The sequence below is a fragment of the Pseudomonas sp. A25(2017) genome (assembly GCF_002001065.1).
In the GTDB taxonomy this organism is placed as follows: domain Bacteria; phylum Pseudomonadota; class Gammaproteobacteria; order Pseudomonadales; family Pseudomonadaceae; genus Aquipseudomonas; species Aquipseudomonas kilonensis.
Genome location: NZ_MUOA01000047.1, coordinates 43,541 through 64,314 on the forward strand (window position 1 = coordinate 43,541; position 20,774 = coordinate 64,314).

18 protein-coding genes are annotated in these 20,774 nt (G+C 59.9%); 13 read left to right on the forward strand and 5 right to left on the reverse strand.

From position 1 onward, the window contains the following. From B0E42_RS08525 to B0E42_RS08550, 6 genes are all read left to right on the forward strand, one after another. Window positions 1-1,440, forward strand: a complete 1,440-nt coding sequence (locus tag B0E42_RS08525) for a lipopolysaccharide kinase InaA family protein (RefSeq protein ID WP_077506223.1) — start codon at window positions 1-3, stop codon at window positions 1,438-1,440. Window positions 1,441-1,692: 252 nt separating this feature from the next. Further along, on the forward strand, window positions 1,693-3,450 hold the full coding sequence (locus tag B0E42_RS08530) for a carbamoyltransferase (RefSeq protein WP_018614096.1): 1,758 nt from the start codon (window positions 1,693-1,695) through the stop codon (window positions 3,448-3,450). Continuing rightward, the gene (locus B0E42_RS08535) at window positions 3,434-4,564 is read left to right on the forward strand and encodes a glycosyltransferase (protein ID WP_018614098.1); all 1,131 of its coding nucleotides are present in this window, start codon (window positions 3,434-3,436) and stop codon (window positions 4,562-4,564) included. Before B0E42_RS08530 ends, B0E42_RS08535 begins: the two co-directional genes overlap by 17 nt. 150 nt (window positions 4,565-4,714) lie before the next feature. Further along, window positions 4,715-5,623, forward strand: a complete 909-nt coding sequence (locus B0E42_RS08540; protein ID WP_024617991.1) for a DUF6625 family protein — start codon at window positions 4,715-4,717, stop codon at window positions 5,621-5,623. Window positions 5,624-5,693: 70 nt separating this feature from the next. Next, a complete protein-coding gene (locus B0E42_RS08545) occupies window positions 5,694-6,650 on the forward strand; it encodes a glycosyltransferase (protein WP_018614102.1) in 957 nt (318 codons plus the stop codon). A 186-nt stretch (window positions 6,651-6,836) separates the two neighbouring features. Further along, the gene (locus B0E42_RS08550) at window positions 6,837-7,940 is read left to right on the forward strand and encodes a glycosyltransferase (RefSeq protein WP_077506224.1); all 1,104 of its coding nucleotides are present in this window, start codon (window positions 6,837-6,839) and stop codon (window positions 7,938-7,940) included. On the opposite strand, the gene B0E42_RS08555 is transcribed toward B0E42_RS08550, so the two are convergent. Further along, on the reverse strand, window positions 7,920-8,531 hold the full coding sequence (locus tag B0E42_RS08555) for a toluene tolerance protein (protein WP_018614107.1): 612 nt from the start codon (window positions 8,529-8,531) through the stop codon (window positions 7,920-7,922). The genes B0E42_RS08550 and B0E42_RS08555 overlap by 21 nt on opposite strands. A 107-nt stretch (window positions 8,532-8,638) precedes the next feature. Here B0E42_RS08555 and B0E42_RS08560 point away from each other — a divergent pair, with 107 nt between their 5' ends. The 5 genes from B0E42_RS08560 to B0E42_RS08580 all read left to right on the forward strand — a co-directional run bounded on the left by B0E42_RS08560 (window position 8,639) and on the right by B0E42_RS08580 (window position 14,834). Then, window positions 8,639-9,817 (forward strand): O-antigen ligase, encoded by a 1,179-nt coding sequence (locus B0E42_RS08560; protein ID WP_053177871.1) that lies wholly within the window; start codon window positions 8,639-8,641, stop codon window positions 9,815-9,817. A gap of 8 nt (window positions 9,818-9,825) precedes the next feature. Further along, the gene (gene msbA / locus B0E42_RS08565) at window positions 9,826-11,631 is read left to right on the forward strand and encodes a lipid A export permease/ATP-binding protein MsbA (RefSeq protein WP_018614111.1); all 1,806 of its coding nucleotides are present in this window, start codon (window positions 9,826-9,828) and stop codon (window positions 11,629-11,631) included. A gap of 50 nt (window positions 11,632-11,681) precedes the next feature. Beyond that, window positions 11,682-12,290, forward strand: coding sequence for an adenylyl-sulfate kinase (gene cysC, locus B0E42_RS08570; protein ID WP_018614113.1), 609 nt, complete (start codon window positions 11,682-11,684; stop codon window positions 12,288-12,290). A 103-nt stretch (window positions 12,291-12,393) separates the two neighbouring features. Beyond that, window positions 12,394-13,815, forward strand: a complete 1,422-nt coding sequence (gene hldE, locus B0E42_RS08575) for a bifunctional D-glycero-beta-D-manno-heptose-7-phosphate kinase/D-glycero-beta-D-manno-heptose 1-phosphate adenylyltransferase HldE (protein WP_077506225.1) — start codon at window positions 12,394-12,396, stop codon at window positions 13,813-13,815. A 212-nt stretch (window positions 13,816-14,027) separates the two neighbouring features. Continuing rightward, window positions 14,028-14,834 carry a hypothetical protein gene (locus tag B0E42_RS08580; RefSeq protein WP_053177874.1) on the forward strand — a complete coding sequence of 269 codons (807 nt, stop codon included), beginning with the start codon at window positions 14,028-14,030 and terminating at the stop codon, window positions 14,832-14,834. Between the two features lies 1 nt (window position 14,835). Here the strand turns inward: B0E42_RS08580 and B0E42_RS08585 are convergent, their stop codons facing one another. The 4 genes from B0E42_RS08585 to B0E42_RS08605 form a co-directional block, all read right to left on the reverse strand. Continuing rightward, on the reverse strand, window positions 14,836-15,801 hold the full coding sequence (locus B0E42_RS08585) for a hypothetical protein (RefSeq protein WP_024617999.1): 966 nt from the start codon (window positions 15,799-15,801) through the stop codon (window positions 14,836-14,838). 33 nt (window positions 15,802-15,834) lie between these two features. Further along, window positions 15,835-16,647 (reverse strand): aldo/keto reductase, encoded by an 813-nt coding sequence (locus B0E42_RS08590; protein ID WP_018614122.1) that lies wholly within the window; start codon window positions 16,645-16,647, stop codon window positions 15,835-15,837. Beyond that, entirely contained in the window at window positions 16,644-17,819 is a 1,176-nt protein-coding gene (locus tag B0E42_RS08595) for an FAD-binding oxidoreductase (RefSeq protein ID WP_018614124.1), read from the reverse strand. Before B0E42_RS08595 ends, B0E42_RS08590 begins: the two co-directional genes overlap by 4 nt. Before the next feature lie 208 nt (window positions 17,820-18,027). Then, complete coding sequence (locus B0E42_RS08605) at window positions 18,028-18,360, reverse strand: multidrug efflux SMR transporter (RefSeq protein WP_014336267.1); 333 nt, start codon at window positions 18,358-18,360, stop codon at window positions 18,028-18,030. A 103-nt stretch (window positions 18,361-18,463) separates the two neighbouring features. Here B0E42_RS08605 and B0E42_RS08610 point away from each other — a divergent pair, with 103 nt between their 5' ends. After that, window positions 18,464-19,354 carry a LysR family transcriptional regulator gene (locus B0E42_RS08610; RefSeq protein ID WP_018614128.1) on the forward strand — a complete coding sequence of 297 codons (891 nt, stop codon included), beginning with the start codon at window positions 18,464-18,466 and terminating at the stop codon, window positions 19,352-19,354. A gap of 22 nt (window positions 19,355-19,376) precedes the next feature. Beyond that, complete coding sequence (waaA, locus tag B0E42_RS08615; RefSeq protein ID WP_053177875.1) at window positions 19,377-20,651, forward strand: lipid IV(A) 3-deoxy-D-manno-octulosonic acid transferase; 1,275 nt, start codon at window positions 19,377-19,379, stop codon at window positions 20,649-20,651. Window positions 20,652-20,774: the final 123 nt, after the last annotated feature.

Here is a 20,774-nt window from a genome sequence, read left to right on the forward strand (position 1 = left end):
ATGAATTTGTCCGAACTGAAAAACGCCGGACGCAGCCCGAGCCTGCCGCTGAGTCTGGCGTTGGCGGACGCGGCGGGTCCGGCGCAACTGCAATTGCTTTCACTGTTGAGGGTATTGCCAGGGCAGCGCTACGTCGGTGCCGGCGTCTGGCGTGGCCGGCCGGTGCTGGCCAAGCTGCTGGTGGGCAGTAAGGCGCCCCGGCATTTCCAGCGAGAGCTGCAAGGCGTTCGCCTGCTGGCGGAGCAGGGGCTGACGACGCCGCTGCTGCTGGCCGATGGCCTGAAGGAAGGCGAAGGCGGCTGGCTGCTGTTCGAGCTGCTGGAAGACGCCGAGAGCCTGGGGGACGCCTGGAAGCAGGTCGAGCACTTGCCATTGCTGGCCGATGACCAAACGGCGGTATTGGCCGAAGCCTTGGGGGCCATCGCGCAACTGCATGGCAAAGGCCTGTGGCAGGAAGACCTGCACCTGGACAATCTGTTGCGCCATGACGGCAAGCTCTATTTGATCGACGGTGCCGGCATCCGCGCCGAAACGCCGGGTCAACCACTGTCGCGGCACAAAGTGCTCGAAAACCTTGGTGTGTTTTTCGCCCAATTGCCCAAATCCCTCAAGCCGTTCAATGAAGAGTTGTTGGTGCATTACCTGCTGGGTAACGCCGAGCACGCACTGCCCATGGAAGCGTTGCAAAAACAGATCGACAAAGTACAGGCCTGGCGTCTGAAGGACTTTCTGGAAAAGGTCGGGCGCGAGTGCAGCTTGTTCAGCGTGAAGCGCGGGCCGTTCGGCCTGCAGGCGATCCGCCGTGATGAAGAGGCGGCCATGGCGCCCGTGCTGGAGCAGGCCGATGCCTTGCTTGCCCAGGGCCATCTGTACAAGGACGGTGGGTCGGCGAGTGTAGGTAAAGTCGAAGTGTGCGGGCGCACCCTGCTGATCAAGCGCTATAACATAAAAAGCTTCGCCCACTGGCTCAAGCGCTTCTGGCGCCCGAGTCGTGCCTGGCATGCCTGGCGCGAGGGGCATCGCCTGGCGTTCCTCGGCATCGCCACCCCCAAGCCGCTGGCGTTGTTTGAAAAGCGTTTTCTGTGGTTGCGCCTCGGCGCTTACCTGGTAACCGAGCATCTGTCGGGTCCCGACGTCATCGAGCGCTTCGCCCCTTACGTGGAAAATGGCGACGCTCCTGAGGCTGAATTGCTGGCGCTGGACCGGCTGTTCGTCGACCTGATACGAGAGCGCATTAGCCACGGCGACTTCAAGGGCCACAACCTGCTCTGGCAGAACGACCGCTGGGTGCTGATCGACCTGGATTCCATGTGCCAACACCGCACCCACGCCTGCTTCGCCCCGGCCTACGCCCGGGATCGGGCGCGGTTCATGCGCAATTGGCCGCAGGACAGTGCGCTGTATCGGGTGATTGATCAGCGGTTGCCCAAAAGTTTTTGAATGATGCCCGATAGCTGCTTCGGTACGTCTCCTGTGCAGGCGCTGCCGAAGACTGCGATCTTTGTTTGACCACTTGAGGGTCAAGGGAAGGATCAACATCAAAAGATCGCAGCCTTCGGCAGCTCCTACGAGGCTTGCCAGCGCTTTTAAGTTATAATCCCGCCCTTTAGCTGCCCCGCCCCCTTGGCGCGCGGCACATCCATTTTCCGCGGCGCTTGTCGCCCGTATGCAGACATTAAGAGGCTAGACCCTGTGGCATTGACGATTCTTGGCCTGTCCGGCGCCCTTAGCCATGATCCTTCCGCTGCGTTGTACATTGACGGCAAGCTGATCGCGGCGGCCGAGGAAGAGCGCTTCGTACGCGATAAACATGCAAAGAACCGCATGCCCTACGAGTCGGCGAAGTTCTGCCTGGAGCAGGCCGGCATCAAGCCTTCCGACGTCGATGTGGTGGCGATCCCCTTCGCTCCGATCAGCCTGTTCGGCGAGGCGCGCTGGCACTACGCCAAGCGTTACTGGTACGCCCCGGACCGCGCCCTTGACGCGATCCTGATGGGCAATCGTCGTTACAAGCGCTATCGCCGCAAGATCGTCTGGTGCCTGGAACAACTGGGCTTCGATCCGAAAAAGATCAAGATCGAGCCGGTCGAGCACCACCTGGCCCACGCCTCCAGCGCCTATCACTGCTCGGGCTTCCAGGAAAAAACCGCGATCCTGGGCATCGACGGCAAGGGTGAATACGCCACGACCTTCTTCGGCTACGGCGAAAACGGCAAGATCCACAAGATCAAGGAATTCTTCGACCCGGACTCCCTGGGGGGGCTGTACGGTGCGATCACCGAGTTCCTCGGTTTTGAAATGCTCGACGGTGAGTTCAAGGTCATGGGCATGGCGCCCTATGGCGATGCCACCAAGTACGATTTCTCGCGCCTGGCCTCGTTCGAAAACGGCGAACTGGTGATCAACACCGACTACGCCAACGTGATCGGCCTGCGCCGCTATAAAGAGAAGGGCAAGGGCTTCTACTTCTCGCCGAAGCTGATCGAATGGCTCGGCCCGAAACGCGAAGGCGACATCGCCGACGAGCCTTACATCCACTACGCGGCGAGTATGCAGGCGCTGTTCGAGAAGCTTGCGCTGCAAATGATCGACCACTACCTGGGCGACGTGCTCAAGGAAACCGGCAAGCTGGCGTTCGCCGGTGGCTGCGCGTTGAACGTCAAGCTTAACCAGAAGATCATCGCCCGCGACGACGTCAAGGAGCTGTTCGTGCAACCGGCTTCCGGTGACGCCGGTACTGCGGTAGGTGCGGCGGCTTATGTGTCCCACGCCCGTGGCGTGCCGGTAGAGAAGATGGAACACGTCTACCTCGGCCCGGCCTACAGCAACGAAGACGTGATCGCTGCGTGCGCCCGTCATCCGAGCAAGCCTGTGTGGCGCAAGATCGACAACACCCCCGAGCGCATCGCCAAGATCATGGTCGACGGCAACCCGGTGGCCTGGTTCCAGGGGCGCATGGAGTTTGGCCCGCGCGCCTTGGGCGGTCGTTCGATCATCGGTTGCCCAAGCGCCAGCGGCGTGGCCGATCGGATCAACGAGCAGATCAAGTTCCGCGAGCGCTGGAGGCCTTTCTGCCCATCGATGCTCGACACCGTTGCGCCGCAGATGATCAAGGTCGACCACCCGGCGCCGTTCATGACCTTCACCTTCGAAGTGGCCGAAGAGTGGAAAACCCGCGTGCCGGAAGTTGTCCATGAAGACGGCACGTCCCGGGCCCAGGTGCTCAAGCGCGAATACAACCCGCGCTACTACGACATGATGAAGGCCCTGGAAGTCCTGACCGGCAACGGCGTGTCGCTGAACACTTCGCTCAACCGTCGTGGCGAACCGATGATCTGCTCGCCGACCGACGCGCTGAACATGTTCTTTGGCTCCGACCTGCAGTACCTGATCATGGAAGATATTCTGGTGGTCAAAGACGGCGTAGATGCTTATGACACGCTCGGCTGAGCGACATGTGCTGCAGTTCTGCCACGGCTATGATGGGCCGTTCCTGGACTGCGCCCGTCAATACGCCAGTCTGTTCGTGGGCACCGGGTATCGTGTGACCACGGTATTCCTGACTGGCATGGCCGATGCTGAAGTCGCCGCCGGTTGCGCCTCGGACGAGGTGCTGTTCATGGAGTACAGCTCCAGCGAAATCAGAAGCTTGAAGTTGGGTGCCATTGCCGATCTGCGCAAGATCGTCGCCTCGCGCAACTTCAGTTTTTGTATCGCCCATCGTTTCAAGCCGGTCTACATCGCTCTGCTCGGTACTCGCTTGCCGGTAATAGGCGTGCACCATGCCTTTGGTGATTACCAGCGGCGTACGCGCCGGCTGTTCGCCCATGTCTTTCGCAAGCGTCTGGGCTTGCTCGCGGTCTCCGACGCGGTGCGTGACGACATCCGCCATTGCTTGCCAAAATGGCCGGCCAGTCGAATCCAGACCCTCTACAACCGCATTGATCCCGATGCTTTGCAAGCCCACCAGGTCCCCAGGGACGAAGCGCGGAACACCCTCGGACTCGAAGTAAACGCCTGGATTGTTGGTAATGTTGGCCGCCTGCATCCGGACAAGGATCAGGCAACGCTGCTTCGAGGTTTTGCCGCCGCGCTGCCCTACTTGCCGGCCAATAGCCAGTTGGCGATCCTGGGGAAGGGGCGGCTGGAACGTAACCTCAAGGAGCTCTCCCTGGAGCTGGGCGTCGCCGATCGTGTGTTGTTTCTAGGTCAGGTGCCTGACGCGCGCCGTTATTTTCGCGCCTTTGATGCCTTTGTCCTGAGCTCGGATCATGAGCCGTTCGGCATGGTGTTGCTCGAGGCCATGGCTGCGGGCGTTCCGTTGCTGGCTACAGCGTGCGGCGGCGCGGAGGAAGTGGTAGAGGGAGTCGGTATACTGTTTCCGCTCGGCGACGCCGAACATATGGCCCAAGGGCTACAACACCTGGCGGCGATGGATGATCTGCAACGTCGCCAGTGTGCCGAACTGATGCTTGAGCGCTTGCATGAACGTTTTTCGGATTACGCTGTGCGCAAGGCATTTTGGCGTTTGCCTCAAGTCCTTGAGTTGGCACCGAGGAACTGATATCTACCCGATTTCGAGGCGGGTGCGAGAGGCTGTTTTTTTCGCCCGGCACTCAGGCGTCACGCGCGTTCCCGGCTGTTATTATCTGCCGAGCACAACAGCACCTAAAGGGGGTCTTATGTCCTTCTCGTTAGTGAATGTGAGTTTATTGTGATCAATCCTTGCCCGCGTATTCTTTTTGTCATTCCCTATTTTGGACGCTGGCCGTTCTGGATGCCGTTGTTTCTGGAAACCTGTCGACGTAACGCTGATATTGATTGGTTGTTGTTCAGTGATTGTGGTGTGCCGGAAAATCTGCCGCCCAATGTGACCGTCGAAACCATTACCTTCGAGGCCTATTGCCGGTTGGTTTCCCAGCGACTGGGCATCGACTTCAGGCCAGCACAGGCCTACAAGCTGTGTGATATCAAACCTGCCCTTGGCTATATTCATGTCGACCGTCTCGAAGGTTATGATTTTTGGGCTTATGGCGACATCGACTTGTTGTACGGCAATCTTCGTGAGTACTTCACAGCTGAACGCCTGGCCGCTCATGATCTCTTCTCAACTCATGAGCGACGTGTTGCTGGTCACTTGTGCTTGATGCGCAACACCGCACGCACACGTGAAGTCTTCAAGCTGATCAAGAACTGGAAAGAACGCTTCGCCGATGATCAGCATCATGCGCTGGACGAAGGGGCGTTCAGCCGTATTTTCTTGTGGCGAAAGAATTTTCCCCGACCTCTGTTTACCCTGGTGGGTAAATTCAATCCGTGGCGTCGACGCAGCGAATTCACCGAAGCGTTCAGCACGCCGGGCGGCTGTATAAAGTGGCATGACGGTACGAAGAACTTCCCCCAGCGCTGGTACTGGCGCAACGGCCGCCTGACCAATGACCGGGATGGAGATCGTACGTTTCCGTACTTTCATTTCATAACCTGGAAGCACAATGAGTGGCCGGCCTTGCCCATGCCAGACCCTGCATGGCTACAACAATTGGCGGCATCGCCTGCCTGGGAAATCGACGCGAAGGGTTTCCACCCGGGAACGTTATTAGTGAGCGCTACTGCGGTCCGATGACCATGCTGACTGGGCGCACCGGTTCGGCTTCGGGGTGTTTATCAAGTCGTTCAGTGCCGCAAGGAAAACGATGAAAGTTCTGTTTTTGGTGCAGAAAGAACAGCGGGCCATCCTGGACCGACTCTACGAAGGCGTGGCCGCTCATTGCGAATGCGACTTGCGCTGGCTCGACAGCAAGGAACAACGCAACCTGCGGGGGTACTTCCGCCGCCATGTAGACGTATCACGTTATGATCGGATCGTATTTTTCCTGCGCTTCAAGCAGGAAATTCGTCAGGCCGGCTTCATCCGCACGATCCCCAACCTGGTGATCCTCGAGCACGACGCCTATCAGAATTACATTCCCTGCAAATACACGGGCAAGTTCAGTGCGCATTACCGTCGGCTGCCTTGGGCGCGGGTGATCAGTTCCGGCTTCATGGTTGCCGAACGTTTGCGTGGTGAAGGTTTCGATGCGGTTTTCGTGCCCAAGGGCTACGATCGATCGTTATTGCAGAATCAGGGCCGTGAGCGGGATATCGAGTTGGCCTTCGTCGGAAGCGTCAAAAGCGCTGCCTATAGCGCTCGCAAGCAGCTGTTGGACGAACTGGCGCGTGTTGAACCTCTGGTTGTGACCCGCACCCAGTCCGGCGAAGAGTACTGTGACACCTTGAACCGTGTCCGCTTTTTCGTCAGCGCCGATGTAGGCATGGGCGAATTCATGATCAAGAATTTCGAGGCCATGGCTTGCGGCTGCGTGCTGTTGGCGTTCGATCAGGGTGCTGAGGAAGCACGTGCGCTGGGCTTGCAAGATATGCATAACGTTGTGCTATATCGGGATATCCCGCACCTCCAGGAAAAACTTTCAAGGCTGCGTGCCGATCCAGAACTGGCGCACAGTATCGCTCGTAACGGCGAAAGTCTTGCGCTGGAACAGTTTGGTTTTGCGCGTATTGGGGAAAAAATAGTGGAGGCATTGGAGCCACCGCTGCGGCTGCGTGAGCCGTTGAGTTTGCTTGAGAAGTGGCGTCAGAAGCTGGGTATATGAAAGAAACGAGAGGCCGTCCGAGTGCCGGACGGTATTTGACTAAACGGTGTTTCGGTGTGGTTTTCGGAGCGTGAGCAAATCATGCTCGTACTCATCCTCTTGCTCGGAGCCGGTGTTGGTTGGCTTTTCAACGATTGAGTATCTCGAAGCGTGAATCCCGGTCCGAGTTAGAAGGATTGCTGCTCAATGAGCATTGTTAATGTTATGTGGGCAGGCGGTTTACCATTTGCTTCGGTCCATAAGGTCCACTGTCAGATAATTTCACAGATTGATTCTGCGTTGCCCGTCAAGACGTGGCTCCTGCAAGGCTCGGCATCCGCTTGTCAGGAAAACATGGGCCCGGCGCGGGAATGGAACCTGGCTTCAGCCCGGCTCAAGGGCCGGCACTTCTGGCGTTTGCTCAAGCCCTGGATGCATAGCCGTTTTCGCCGGGCTTTGCTCGATGACGAAGCCCGAGTGGTGCTCCTCGACGGTATTGGTGTGGTTCGTACGCTGTTACCCGTTCTGAAGTCGTTGCCGCATGTTCGGGTGGTGGTTGTTTTCCACGGCGCGACACGGTTCAACGCCAAGAGCAAGCAGCTATTGCGCGACTTTCCTTCCTCCCGCCTGGTGTTGGCGGCAGTCTCCGAGACACTGGCAGCCTCGCTTCAGGACGAGTTGGGTATCCAGGTCACCGCCTTGCGCAGTGCTTTCGATCCCGTCGCATTCCAATCCCGTCTTGTCACTCGCGAAGAGGCGCGTGCCCGGTTGGGGTTGCCTCAGGCAGGGGTTCGAATATTCGGTGCGATAGGGCGGCTGGTGGAAAAAAAAGGCTTCTCCAGTCTTTTGGATGCTTTTGCCGTTGCGGCTTTGGATCAGCCTGACTGGCGCTTGGTGATAGTCGGCGAAGGGCCTGCTCGCCGGGCACTGGAAGCGCGAGTCGCCCAACCGGATTTGGCCGGTAAGGTGATGCTGGCTGGGCATCAAGAGGATGTCGTTAAGCTGTACAAAGCGTTCGATTGGGTGATGATCCCCTCTTTTGAAGAGGGGCTTGGCCTCATTCTTCAAGAAGCAGTCCTGTCCGGTATTCCGGTACTCGCCAGTGATCTGGCCGTGTTTCGGGAGCAGTTGGCCGATGTCGGCTGGTATGTACCTGCTGGCGAAACAATCGCGTGGAGCGAGGCAATTATCAGAGCCTCGCTGGCTCAGACCGATGCGGTGTCGGCGGCGCAATACCAGGCATTGGCACCGGACGAGGCGTGGGTGAGCTTCTGCCGGACCGCCCAGGGGTTAATCTCGGGTGGGAAATAAAGCGTCTTCCAGCGCCTGCATCGGAAAGCTTTCGTTCAGGTTCTCTCGGGTAATATAGCGAGCGAAATGCTGTAGATTGCGGCGTGCCAGGTAACGTGGCAGTGGTGAGCGCAGGAAGCGCATGTCAGCCACATCAATCAATCCCAATCTGTTTTCAGGTGTGACGACAATGTTGCCCAGATGCAACGAGCGGAAATAAATGCCGCTGGTGTGCAATTGGCGGATGAGCTCGACCAGCGCAGGAAGGATAGGCTGCCAGCTGAATCGCTCCTGATTCGATAGTTGGCGCAAAGTTTTTCCGGGGAGTGGTCGATACAGTACTGCAGTTATTCCAGGCTTTTCCAATTTGAAGAACGCTTGAACGTGAAGTGTCGGTACGTCGAGCTCCCGCAGACGGGCCGCATTTTCAATGAATCGCCGTGAATAAGGCTTTAGAAGAGCCGAAGAAATGAGCCGTTTGCGGCGAAACAGCTTAAGGATATTTCCATCCCGTAGCAGATAGACTTTTGGGCCGTAGCTATCGGTTTCCAGAATACTGGCGCCTTCAATCAATTGATTCAAAGCGCCTTCGGAAAGCCGTGAGGACTGCATCATAGAAAAACCTTGTGGAAAGAACGGGTGCCATGACGGGTCATGATGCCCAAAAGTTTTTGTTTTCACTATGCCAGTTTGGTTGGAATGCCGTTTAGGAGCGATAGATGCAGGGGTCACGTTGGGTTCAGGGGTGGATGGCATTTGGTTTGTTATGGTTTTTGCTCGCTATCGCGCTGGCGCCGACCAATAAAATCTATCAACAAGGGCTGGTTGTCTTTTTATGGTTGCCGGCGATCCTGTTTGCTTGGCCTGCCCGCAATCGCTTGCTGGAGCTGTGGCGGGCACAACGCTTTATTTATCTGGCCTTGTTGGCGCTGGCGGTCTGGGCATTGATTACCCTGTCCTGGGCCGAAGCCTCCGAGCCCGTCCGCGAAATAAAACGCTTGTTCTACATCATGGTGTTCCTGCTGTTTTTCGCGATCTTTGCCGATGGTCGTCCGGAGCGTGTGATCCGTTTTATGCAATGGGGTGGCCTGGGGCTCGCACTGATCGCCTTGTTAAGCCTTGTCAGATATTACGGTATCGAGGGGCATCAATGGACGGCGCGCCTGGAAGGGCTGGGCAAGTTGGCCCATCCGATTCTTGGAGCATACGTGGCGGGACTGGCGGCAATCTGGATGTTGCACTGGATGCCGCGCCAAACAGGGCTGCAAATCCTTTGGGGAGTGGCCTTGGCAATGTTAGGGATGTTTGTCGTGACGAGCCAAAGTCGCGGCGCGGCGTTGGCCTTGTTGCTCAGCGTACTGGCCATGCCGCTTTACTGCCGGGACCAGCGTACCCGCGTCATCTCCGCCACGGTTTTGGTGCTGGCGATGCTGACCTTTTGGCTGCTGGAACCCCTGGTGATGGCTCGTGGTGCTTCTTATCGCCCTGAAATCTTCATGTCGAGCCTGCAAATGATTGCCGAGCGTCCATGGGGGGGTATTGGTTTGGCAGGTGATTATCGGGTCCCTGTTGGCGGTAGATTATTCGATCACGCTCATAATCTGTTCACCCACATTGCCATTCAGCTGGGCTTGCCAGGCTTGTTGCTATGGTGTCTCGTCTGGTTCGCTGTGCTGCGTGAGGCTTGGCGTACCAAAGATACCCTGCTGGGCCAAGGCGTATTAGGCATGTGGATATTCTCGCTTCTGGCGATGCAGTTCGACGCTGCGAGCCTGACGGGAACCCCGCGTGCCGAATGGTTTATCAGTTGGTTGCCGATTGGCCTGGCCAGCGTTTTGACCTGGGCGCGGCCAAACCCGGTGGCTGTGATAAAATCCCGCGCTCTTCCTAACCAGTGAGCTCGACGATGAGTGACGCACCGCCTAAAGCGGAACAGGATTCCAGCCTGAAGATCTATCTACGGTTGCTGGGATACGTCAGACCTTACATAGGCATTTTTTCGCTGAGTATCGTGGGCTTCGTGATATTCGCGTCCACCCAGCCCATGCTGGCCGGAATTCTCAAGTATTTCGTCGACGGCTTGAGCAATCCCGATGCGGTACTTTTCCCCAATGTGCCGTACCTGCAGGACTTGAAACTGCTGATGGCCGTGCCGTTGTTGATCATCCTGATCGCTGCCTGGCAGGGCCTGGGGTCGTTCCTGGGGAACTACTACTTGGCCAGGGTCTCGCTGGGCTTGGTGCATGATTTGCGCGTCGAGCTGTTCAACAAGCTGCTGGTGCTGCCCAACCGATACTTCGATACCCATAACTCAGGGCATCTTATTTCTCGGATCACCTTCAACGTGACCATGGTCACCGGTGCGGCCACCGACGCCATCAAGGTCGTGATTCGCGAAGGTCTCACCGTGGTGTTTCTCTTCACGTACCTGGTATGGATGAACTGGAAGCTGACGCTTGTCATGTTGGCGATCCTGCCGCTCATCGCGGTGATGGTCAGCAGTACCAGCAAGAAATTCCGCAAGCAGAGCAAAAAGATTCAAGTGGCCATGGGCGACGTGACCCACGTAGCCTCCGAAACCATCCAGGGCTACCGCGTCGTGCGCAGCTTTGGCGGTGAGGCGTATGAAGAGAAACGCTTTGCCAGTGCCAGCCAGAGCAATACGGATAAGCAATTGCGCATGACTCGCACGAGCGCGGTCTATACGCCGATGTTGCAATTGGTCATCTATACCGCCATGGCGGCCTTGATGTTCCTCGTGTTGTTCTTGCGCGGCGAAGCGACGGCGGGCGACCTGGTGGCCTATATCACCGCGGCGGGTTTGCTGCCCAAGCCGATTCGGCAGCTCTCCGAAGTCAGCTCTACGATCCAGAGAGGGGTGGCGGGCGCGGAAAGCATCTTCGAACAGTTGGATGTCGAACCCGAAGTCGACACCGGCACGGTAGAGCAAGAGCGCGTCAGCGGCCGTCTCGATGTGCGCAACCTGAGCTTTACCTACCCAGGTGCCGATCGAGAGGTGCTCAAGGACATCAGTTTCACAGCAGCGCCTGGGCAGATGATTGCCCTGGTAGGGCGTTCGGGCAGTGGCAAATCGACGCTCGCCAGTCTCATCCCACGTTTTTATCACCACGAAGTCGGCCAGATTCTACTCGACGACGTGGAAATTGAAGATTATCGACTGCGCAACTTGCGTCGCCATGTCGCCCAGGTGACCCAGCACGTCACGTTGTTCAATGACACAGTGGCCAACAACATCGCCTATGGCGACCTGGCCGGTGCGCCGCGGGCCGATATCGAAAAAGCCGCCCGAGACGCCTACGCGATGGATTTCATCGAGCAACTGCCCCAAGGCCTGGATACCGAGGTGGGCGAAAATGGCGTGCTGTTGTCCGGTGGCCAGCGTCAGCGACTGGCCATTGCCCGGGCGTTGTTGAAAAACGCCCCACTGCTGATTCTCGATGAGGCGACTTCAGCGCTGGACACCGAGTCCGAGCGGCATATCCAGTCCGCGCTGGACCAAGTCATGAAAGGCCGCACGACCTTGGTCATCGCTCATCGCCTGTCCACGATCGAAAAAGCCGACCTGATCCTGGTCATGGACCAGGGGCGTATCGTGGAGCGCGGCAGCCATGGCGAACTTCTCGCGCAAAACGGCTATTACGCGCGTCTTCACGCCATGGGGCTGGATGCCCCGGCCCAGGACATCGCCTGAATACGAGCCGAAGGCTATGCTCTGCTGCACACGACAATGGAATGCACGATATGCACGAGGCATCAAAGGGAGCAACGCAGCAATCGCAGATGCGCTCTGATGCGCTATCACTTTCCCCCGCGAGTCGGGCAGCCATAAAGAATCAGCGGCCTCGCTGTATCTGGTTGACCGGGCTTTCGGGGGCGGGCAAGTCGACGCTAGCCAATGCCTTGGAAGTCCGGCTCCACGAGCAAGGGCTACACACGGCCCTGCTGGATGGCGACAACTTGCGCAAGGGGTTGTGCAGTGACTTGGGGATGGACGCCGGGGCCCGAAGAGAGAACGTCCGGCGAATAGCCGAAGTGGCACGTTTGATGGTCGAAGCCGGGCTCATCGTCATTGTCGCGGCAATCTCTCCCTTTCGCGCCGACCGGGACGCCGCCCGGCGGTTTTTTGCCAAGGGCGCTTTCGTGGAAGTTTATGTCAGCACGCCTTTCGACGTCTGTGCCCAGCGCGATCCCAAAGGCTTGTACCGAGAAGCGCTCGCCGGACGAATCAAGGATTTCACCGGACTCGACAGCCCTTACGAGCCGCCGCTTGCAGCCGAATGCGAAATCGATACTAGCGAGGTGGGGCTGGCCCAGGCCTGTGAGCACATGATTGCGTTGGCGCAAAAATAATAATGAAGGTTGCGGATAATGCTTCGTGTTACAGCCATGGAAGAGCCTTCCTCAACCCTGTGCTAATATCGCGCCCCTGTTCATTTTGTATGTGGGATGCTCCATGAAGTTGTCCATGCCGCGATTCGATCAAGCCCCTGTATTGGTGGTCGGCGATGTCATGCTCGACCGCTACTGGCATGGCGGTACCTCACGGATTTCCCCTGAGGCCCCGGTACCGGTGGTCAAGGTCGAGCACATCGAGGATCGCCCCGGTGGTGCCGCCAACGTTGCCCTGAACATCGCCGCCCTCGGCGCGCCGGCCTCCCTGGTGGGCGTGACTGGCGACGATGAGGCTGCCGACAGCCTGACCAACAGCCTCAAGGGCGCGGGCGTACGGGCGATATTCCAGCGCATCGCGCACCAGCCGACCATCGTCAAGCTGCGGGTCATGAGCCGTCACCAGCAACTGCTGCGCATCGACTTCGAAGAACCTTTCGCCACCGATCCCTTGGCCCTCGGTGCCGAGGTCGATAGCCTGCTCGAAGGCATCAAGGTCCTGGTGTTGTCGGACTACGGCAAAGGTGCGTTGAAAAACCACCAGGCGCTGATCCAGGCCGCCCGTGCCCGTGGCATTCCGGTCCTGGCCGATCCCAAGGGCAAGGACTTTTCCATCTACCGTGGCGCGAGCCTGATCACCCCGAACCTCAGCGAATTCGAAACCATCGTCGGCGGTTGCGTCGATGAGCACGAGCTGGTGAGTAAAGGCGCCCAGCTGATGCATGACCTGGATCTCGGGGCGCTGCTGGTGACCCGCGGTGAACACGGCATGACCCTGCTGCGTCCTGATCATCCGGCCTTGCACCTGCCGGCCCGTGCCCGTGAAGTGTTCGACGTGACGGGTGCCGGTGACACGGTGATTTCCACCCTGGCTGCAGCGATTGCCGCTGGCGAAGAGCTGCCCCATGCGGTCGCCCTGGCGAACCTGGCGGCGGGCATTGTCGTCGGCAAGCTGGGTACTGCTGCGATCAGTGCGCCGGAGCTGCGTCGCGCCATTCAGCGCGAAGAGGGTTCCGAGCGCGGTGTGCTGGGGCTGGAGCAACTGTTGCTGGCCGTCGACGACGCGCGTGCCCACAACGAAAGAATCGTCTTCACCAATGGGTGCTTCGACATCCTCCATGCCGGCCATGTGACCTACCTCGAGCAGGCCAGGGCCCAGGGTGATCGCCTGATCGTCGCGGTCAATGACGACGCATCGGTGAGCCGCCTCAAAGGGCCGGGCCGGCCGATCAACAGCGTTGATCGACGCATGGCGGTCCTGGCCGGCCTTGGCGCGGTGGATTGGGTCATCAGTTTCAGCGAGGGCACGCCGGAAAACCTGCTTCGCCAGGTCAAGCCGGATGTGCTGGTCAAGGGCGGCGATTATGGCGTCGACCAAGTCGTGGGCGCCGATATCGTTGCGGCCTATGGCGGCGCGGTGAAAGTGCTGGGACTGGTGGAAAACAGCTCGACGACAGCCATCGTCGAGAAGATTCGTGGCCGGTGATGTCTTCACTCGATGGTTTTGGGAGGGTGCGGTATGGCACGCGCCTTTCCGTCGCCTGGCCCGCTCGTGAGCATTGCTTAGTCCCGTTTGGCAGTAACCCGCTTACGAGCGTCATGTTGTCGGTAGTGAACGTACAGTCGCGTTGAAGAGGTCCGGCAACCTGGCGTGATATCGCTGGGGCGAATTGTTTTATTACGGTAGGGGCGGGACGCGTGTTGAAAATTGCGCTGGCATTTTTTGGTATCCCGAGGAATTCGGAAGTCTGTTTCCCGTCCATTGAAAAAAACGTTCTTGCACAAATCCCTGCCGGGAGCGAAGTGCAGTGCTTTTACCACTTGTACAAAATCGATGAAGTTCACAATCCGCGTTCCGGTGAACAGGGCAAACTGAGTGCGGACAACTATTCACCCTTCACCACAATGACCGGTCGACTCGATTCCATTGAGGGGGTTCTGGAGCGCTGGGACTTCGAGAGGGTCAAGGCGCTTGGTGATGCATGGGGGGATCAGCATATGTCCCTCAGAAACCTTATCTATCAGCTCAACTCCCTGAACAGTGTCACGGCTATGATGGAGCCATTTGATCCAGACTTCGTCGTGTTCGTTCGCCCCGACATTTTCTTTCACACGACGCTTCCCAGCTATGTGTTTGCTCGTCCCGAAGCTCGCAGGTTGAATGCCTATATTCCGGACTGGCAATGGTGGAACGGTTTGAACGACCGATTTGCGATCTGCGGGCGTGACGCCTACCGTGCCTATGGCTCGCGTATCGAGCGTATTTTCGATTTCTGCGAGGTAACCGGCAGGAAGCTGCATTCCGAACGGTTACTCAAATTTGCGCTGCAGCAGGCGCATATCAAAGTCTTCACCCTGCCGACCACGGCATCTCGCGTACGGATTAATGGCAATTTCGCTGAAGAGTCGTTCTCTTCCAAGCGCGGCATGGGCAAACGCGAGAATCGTTATTTTCGTCTCTTCGCGCGGTGGCGGACCTACCTCGATAGGCGCTCCTCCACCTGACCTACTTGTGTAGCGTCCCACGAACCATGCGCATCAAGCCCATGGCTTTCTTGTGCAAGCCTTTGAGGCCTTGGCGATGTGGGGCCGGAGCCTTCAGGCCCTGTTTGACAAGCCAATCTTTCCAGCGGATGCGTTCGTCGCGCACCACCCAGCCCTCTTGGCTGGCGAAACTCTCCGCCAGGTACAGCCCCCGGGTGCTGGCTGGGTACAACTGATCCTTTTTCAGGGTGTACAGCTCGGGCAAGGGCTGCCCATCCTGCAGCGGCATCAGGTACAGGTCGGGCCGCTTGCGGTCCAGGCGCGCCACCAACAGGTCACCTTCCAGTCGCTCATCGACGTGAAACAAACTCAGGGACTTGGCTTCCTTGGGCACATCCAGGCGCAAGTCATAGATCAGTTGCAGCGATGCCGTCGGCAGGTGCACGTAGGCCCGTGGTCGCTCGATCAGTTGCAGGTTGGCGCTGCGCACCGGGCGTGCCGAGCCCGACAGTGGCGTCAGCCGGAACGGCAAGGCTTCGCGGTAATGCAGGGCCGTGGCGTAGGGGGCTGGCAGCCAGGTGTCGTTGAAGCGCCCGCCAAGCCAGCCTTCTGGGGTTTCCAGCAGGCATTCCTCGGCAATTTCGCTGATGGCGGTGAGCAGCGGCAGGTTCAGTTCGTGGGCCGGGACGTAGCCGGATATCAGCTTGAGCACCACATCGCCGCGATCCTGTCGACGCTGGCGCACTAGCACCCAATAATCGCGGTTCTGCCAATGCAGGGTCAGGCGCACCGAGACGCCCAGGTTCGCCAACTCCAGGGAAAAGCGCTCGGCATCGGCCACCGCGACAGGACGGCGACGCTGCAAGGTCTGGGCGAAATTCAGCGGCATCCCGACGCTCTGGTAAGTCAGGCCTTCGGGGGTCGCTTCGACGAACAGGGGCAGGGTCTTGAAGTTACTCGGGTTCTTTCTGATGAGCGTACGCGGCATGTCGGCTCCTTCCTTCAGGCCGCGTGGGCGGCGTCAGTGTTTACGCAGGACCGTGGCGACGGTCGCGACGTTATGGGCGAGGTGCAGCGGATTGATGGTGCCGACAATAGCACTGGCGACCCCAGGATGCTCAAACAACAGTTCGAAGCTGGCGCGAACCGGGTCTACCCCGGGGCTCAGGCAGACGTGGCCGCTGGCCAGGGCCTTTTTCACCAGGATCGCTTTGCCGTGTTCGCTGGCGTAGTCAATGACAGCCTTTTCGTTTCGTTCGTTCAGATTGTAGGTGACCATCGCGCAATCGCCTTGCTCCAAGGCCTTCAAGCCGCCGTCGACGGTCTTGCCGGAAAAACCGAAGCCGCCGATCTTGCCCTCGCGCTTGAGCGCCGCCAGGGTCGGGTAGACCTCGCTGTCGTTGAGGATCGCCAGGTCGTTGCCATCCGAATGCACCAGGACCAGGTCGATATAGTCGGTTTCCAGGCGCTTGAGGCTGCGCTCCACCGAAAATCGGGTATGGGCGGCACTGAAGTCATGGCGTGACTGGCCGTCGCTGAACTCTTCGCCGACCTTGCTGACAATCACCCAGTCCTGGCGTTGGCCGCGCAGCAGCGGGCCGAGGCGCTCTTCGCTGCGACCATAGGCCGGCGCGGTGTCGATCAGGTTGATACCCAGGTCGCGCGCCAGTTTGAGCAACATGCGCGCTTCGTCGTCATCGGGGATCCGAAAGCCGTTGGGGTATTTGACGCCTTGGTCGCGACCGAGCTTGACGGTGCCCAGGCCCAGGGGGGAGACGCGCGGGCCGTCATGGCCCAGGGGGCGATAGAGGTCATGCAGGGTCGGTTGGCTCATGGCAGCAGTTGCTCCCAGGCAGGCACGCCCATCGGCGGCTTCGGCAGGTCCGGCAGTGGGGCCGGGTGGCTTGGCTGGATGCCATCGCGTTGCAGGACATTGACCACCCGATCAGCGAAGTCCGGGGCCAGGGCCAGTTTGGTTGGCCAACCCACCAGCAGTCGATCCTGCTCGGCGAGGAAGGCGTTGTCCGGACGGGTCAGGCCCGACTGCAACGGTTCGGCGCGGTCAACCCGCAGCGTGGCCCATTGCGCGGTGCTCAGGTCAACCCAAGGCAACAATTGGCCGAGTTCTTTCTGGGCGGCGGCGATCTGCGCGGCAGGCTCGCGGGTCACGCCATCGCCTTCGGCCAGATCACCACCCACGTACCAGACCCATTGGCCATCGGCCGCCGGATGAGTGGTCACGGTGACGCGCGGCTTCGGTCCACCGCCCAGGCAATGGGCGTAGAGCGGCTTGAGGCTGGGGCCCTTGACCAGGACCATGTGCAGCGGCCGGCGCTGCATGGCTGGCTGGTCCAGGCCCAAGGCGTTGAGCAGGTCGGCGGTGCCGCCCCCGGCGCTGAGGACAATGCGTTGCGCGCGAATCTCGCGGCCATCGACCTTGAGTCCGATCAGCTCGCCCCCTTCGCGCAGCGGTTCGATGTGTTGCCCGGCCAACAAGCTGTCGCCGGCCAGTTCCGCCAGGCGCGCGATCACGCTCGGCACGTCCACCACCAGCTCGGCCAGGCGATAGACCTTGCCCTTGAAGCGCTTGTCTTGCAGGGCCGGCGGCAACTGGTCGCCCTTGACCTGATCGACCCGCCCGCGCACGGCCTTGCTGGCAAAGAAACTGGTGAGGTTGCCGGCCAGGGTGCCGGGGGACCAGAGGTAATGGGCATCGGACAGCATGCGCACGCCGGACAGGTCCAGCTCACCTTCACCTTTCAGGGCTTCGCGCCAGCGACGCGGCATGTCGGCGATGGCTTCCGAGGCACCGGTCAGGGCGCCGTGCAGGGCGTACTTGGCGCCACCATGGATAATGCCCTGGGATTTGACACTCTGCCCGCCGCCGAGGCTGGCGCTTTCCACCAGCACGGTCGAAAAACCCTGGCGACGCAGGCGTGCATTCAGCCAGAGACCGGCGACGCCTGCGCCGACAATCAGAATGTCGGTGGAAATAACGGATGACATGAGCGACCTCAGTGTTCAAGACGAGGGCGCAGTATACAGACTCGATGCAGAGGGAATTTGTTGGCGGTCAACCTGTGGGAGCAAAGCTTGCTCGCGATACGGGCGCCTCGGTTCCAGAGAGACCGCGTCGTTTTCATCGAGGGCAAGTCTTGCTCCCACAGATTCCCCCTTGCCGAACATGTGTTTTCAGTCCTTTTAATCCGTGTTTTCAGTGGCCAGCAGTCTTGGAAAACAGCTGGATCACCACCACCCCCAACACAATCAACGCCATCCCCAGCATCGCCGGCACGTCCAGTTTCTGCCCATAGATGAACAGCGCCGCCACGCTGACCATCACAATCCCCAGCCCGGCCCAGACCGCATAGGCCACGCCCACCGGTACGGTGCGCACCACCAGCGTCAGCATCCAGAACGCGGTGCCGTAGCCGACGACGACCAGCAGCAAAGGCAGAGGTGTGCTCAGGCCCTTGATCGCTTTCATCGAAACGGTGGCGATGACTTCGGCGCAGATGGCGATGGCCAGGTAGTAGTAGGCGTTCATGGGCGGTTCCTCTTCGACGGTTGCGTCTTTCGATGGGGCCATTCTAGAGATGGCTCAGATGCGGTAAAGTCATTACCTATCTGTAATCAAGATAGGTTGAGCCATGAACGTGCAGTGGAACCTGGAGCAATTGCGGCTGTTTGTCGGGGTCGCCGAGAAACGTTCGTTTTCGGCCGTGGCCCGGGATCAGCGCAAGGCCCAATCGGCCATCAGCAGCGCGATTGCCTTGCTGGAGGACGACTTGGGGGTGAGCCTGTTCGAGCGCAGCAGCGGCCGGCAGCCCAGGCTCACCGACGCGGGAGAAGCCTTGCTTGAAGAGGCCCGGGAAGTGCTGCGTCAGTGCGAGCGCCTCAATGGCCGGGCCCTGGCCCTGATGCGCGGGCAGGAAGCGTCGCTGCGCCTGGCCCAGGACGAAGCCATGCCTTATCAACCGGTCATCGACAGCCTGGCGGCCCTGGCCGAGCAATTCCCCACCCTCGAAGTGCAACTGGCCAGCGCCGCCCAAGGCGATGTGGCGCGCAAACTGGTGGAGCGCCGCGCCGACCTCGGCTTGCTGTTCTATCACGACCAGATTCCCGAGGCGCTGGAGCGCCGGGTGCTGGGCAGCGTCGAGATGGTCACGGTGTGTGGCAGGGGGCACCCGCTGGCGAACCATGACTATGTGACCTGCCGGGAAATGGCCCGGCACCGCCAGTTGTTGATGGCCACCCAGTCCAGTGTCTATCCCGGCAGTGAGCAGGCCAGCCCGCAAGTTTGGCGGGCTGACAGTTTCTATGTACTGGCCGAATGGCTGAGGAGTGGCCTGGGCTGGGCCTGGCTGCCTCGGCATGTGGTGCAATACCCGGCGTACCTGGGCGACATGGTCGAGCTCAGCAGCGAATGGACCCCGCCGGCCCTGGTGGTGGAACTGGTCTGGCGCCGCGACGAACCCCTGGGTCCGGCCGCCCGTTGGCTGGCGGAACGTTTTGCCGTGCAGTTGCAGGCGATTGGCTGAAAAACCGATAAACTCCGCCGCCATGAACAGAACTCTCTATAGCGCGTTGTTTTACTTGGGGCTGCCACTGGTAGCGATTCGGCTGTGGTTGCGGGCCCGCAAGGCGCCGGCTTATGCCCGGCGCATCGGCGAGCGGTTTTCCTGGGGGCTGCCGGTCATGGTGCCGGGGGGCATCTGGGTCCACTCGGTGTCGGTGGGCGAGAGCATCGCCGCCGCGCCGATGATCCGCGCCTTGCTGCAACGTTATCCACAGCTGCCGATCACCGTCACCTGCATGACGCCCACCGGTTCGGAGCGGATCCGCGCGTTGTTCTCCGGCGAGCCGCGCATCCAGCATTGCTATCTGCCTTACGACTTGCCCTGCGCCGCCAAGCGTTTTCTCGACCGGGTTCGCCCGTCCCTGGCGGTGATCATGGAAACCGAGCTGTGGCCCAACCACATTCACCAGTGTGCCAAGCGTGGTATTCCCGTTGCTTTGGCTAACGCGCGGCTGTCGGAGCGTTCGGCACGGGGCTATGGGCGTTTTCCCAAGCTCACCCGGCCGATGCTCGCCGAGATGAGCCTGTTCGCCGTGCAGACCGAAGCCGAAGCCGAGCGTTTTCGCCAGCTGGGCGCCCGGGCGGAAACCGTCGAGGTCACCGGCTCGATCAAGTTCGACCTGACCATCGACCCGCAACTGCTCGAAGACGCCAGTGCCTTGCGTCGCCAGTGGCAGGCTACCGAGCGCCCGGTGTGGATCGCCGCCAGTACCCATGAGGGCGAGGACGAAGTGGTGTTGGCCGCCCACCGTCGGTTGCTCGACAGCTACCCCGATGCGTTGCTGATTCTGGTGCCGCGTCATCCTGAGCGTTTCGACTCCGTGCACCAGTTGTGTGAAAACGAAGGCCTGGTCACGGTGCGGCGCTCCAGTGGGCAAGCGGTCACCGCCCAGACGTCGGTGTTGCTCGGCGATACCATGGGCGAACTGCTGTTTCTCTACGCGTTGGCCGACAGTGCGTTTGTCGGTGGCAGCCTGGTGCCCAACGGTGGACACAACCTGCTCGAGCCGGCGGCGCTGGCGAAACCGGTGCTCAGCGGGCCGCACTTGTTCAACTTCCTCGAAATCGCCGCGCAACTGCGCGCTGCCGGTGCGCTAACGGAAGTGGACGATGCCGAAAGCCTGGCCCTGGCAGTGCAGCGCCTGTTCGAACTGCCCCGCGATGCCCAGCGCATGGCCGAGGCGGGGCTTGCGGTGATGCGCACCAATCAGGGCGCGTTGCAGCGCTTGCTGGAGGGGTTGGGGCGGTTGCTCGGCTGAGTCTCTAGGGAGGCGAGGGAAGGTTTTTCCACAACCTCCTGTGGGAGCAAAGCTTGCTCGCGATACAAGCGCCTCGGTTCCAGAGAGACCGCGCTGTATTCATCGCGGGCAAGCCTTGCTCCC

What these genes read in the sequence shown, in the direction of transcription:
- B0E42_RS08525 (WP_077506223.1), top strand. Translation starts at nt 1, where the DNA reads ATGAATTTGTCCGAACTGAAAAACGCCGGACGCAGCCCGAGCCTGCCG.
- B0E42_RS08535 (WP_018614098.1), top strand. Translation starts at nt 3,434, where the DNA reads ATGACACGCTCGGCTGAGCGACATGTGCTGCAGTTCTGCCACGGCTAT.
- B0E42_RS08545 (WP_018614102.1), top strand. Translation starts at nt 5,694, where the DNA reads ATGAAAGTTCTGTTTTTGGTGCAGAAAGAACAGCGGGCCATCCTGGAC.
- B0E42_RS08550 (WP_077506224.1), top strand. Translation starts at nt 6,837, where the DNA reads ATGAGCATTGTTAATGTTATGTGGGCAGGCGGTTTACCATTTGCTTCG.
- B0E42_RS08555 (WP_018614107.1), bottom strand. Translation starts at nt 8,531, where the DNA reads ATGCAGTCCTCACGGCTTTCCGAAGGCGCTTTGAATCAATTGATTGAA.
- B0E42_RS08560 (WP_053177871.1), top strand. Translation starts at nt 8,639, where the DNA reads ATGCAGGGGTCACGTTGGGTTCAGGGGTGGATGGCATTTGGTTTGTTA.
- msbA (WP_018614111.1), top strand. Translation starts at nt 9,826, where the DNA reads ATGAGTGACGCACCGCCTAAAGCGGAACAGGATTCCAGCCTGAAGATC.
- cysC (WP_018614113.1), top strand. Translation starts at nt 11,682, where the DNA reads ATGCACGAGGCATCAAAGGGAGCAACGCAGCAATCGCAGATGCGCTCT.
- hldE (WP_077506225.1), top strand. Translation starts at nt 12,394, where the DNA reads ATGAAGTTGTCCATGCCGCGATTCGATCAAGCCCCTGTATTGGTGGTC.
- B0E42_RS08585 (WP_024617999.1), bottom strand. Translation starts at nt 15,801, where the DNA reads ATGCCGCGTACGCTCATCAGAAAGAACCCGAGTAACTTCAAGACCCTG.
- B0E42_RS08590 (WP_018614122.1), bottom strand. Translation starts at nt 16,647, where the DNA reads ATGAGCCAACCGACCCTGCATGACCTCTATCGCCCCCTGGGCCATGAC.
- B0E42_RS08595 (WP_018614124.1), bottom strand. Translation starts at nt 17,819, where the DNA reads ATGTCATCCGTTATTTCCACCGACATTCTGATTGTCGGCGCAGGCGTC.
- B0E42_RS08605 (WP_014336267.1), bottom strand. Translation starts at nt 18,360, where the DNA reads ATGAACGCCTACTACTACCTGGCCATCGCCATCTGCGCCGAAGTCATC.
- B0E42_RS08610 (WP_018614128.1), top strand. Translation starts at nt 18,464, where the DNA reads ATGAACGTGCAGTGGAACCTGGAGCAATTGCGGCTGTTTGTCGGGGTC.
- waaA (WP_053177875.1), top strand. Translation starts at nt 19,377, where the DNA reads ATGAACAGAACTCTCTATAGCGCGTTGTTTTACTTGGGGCTGCCACTG.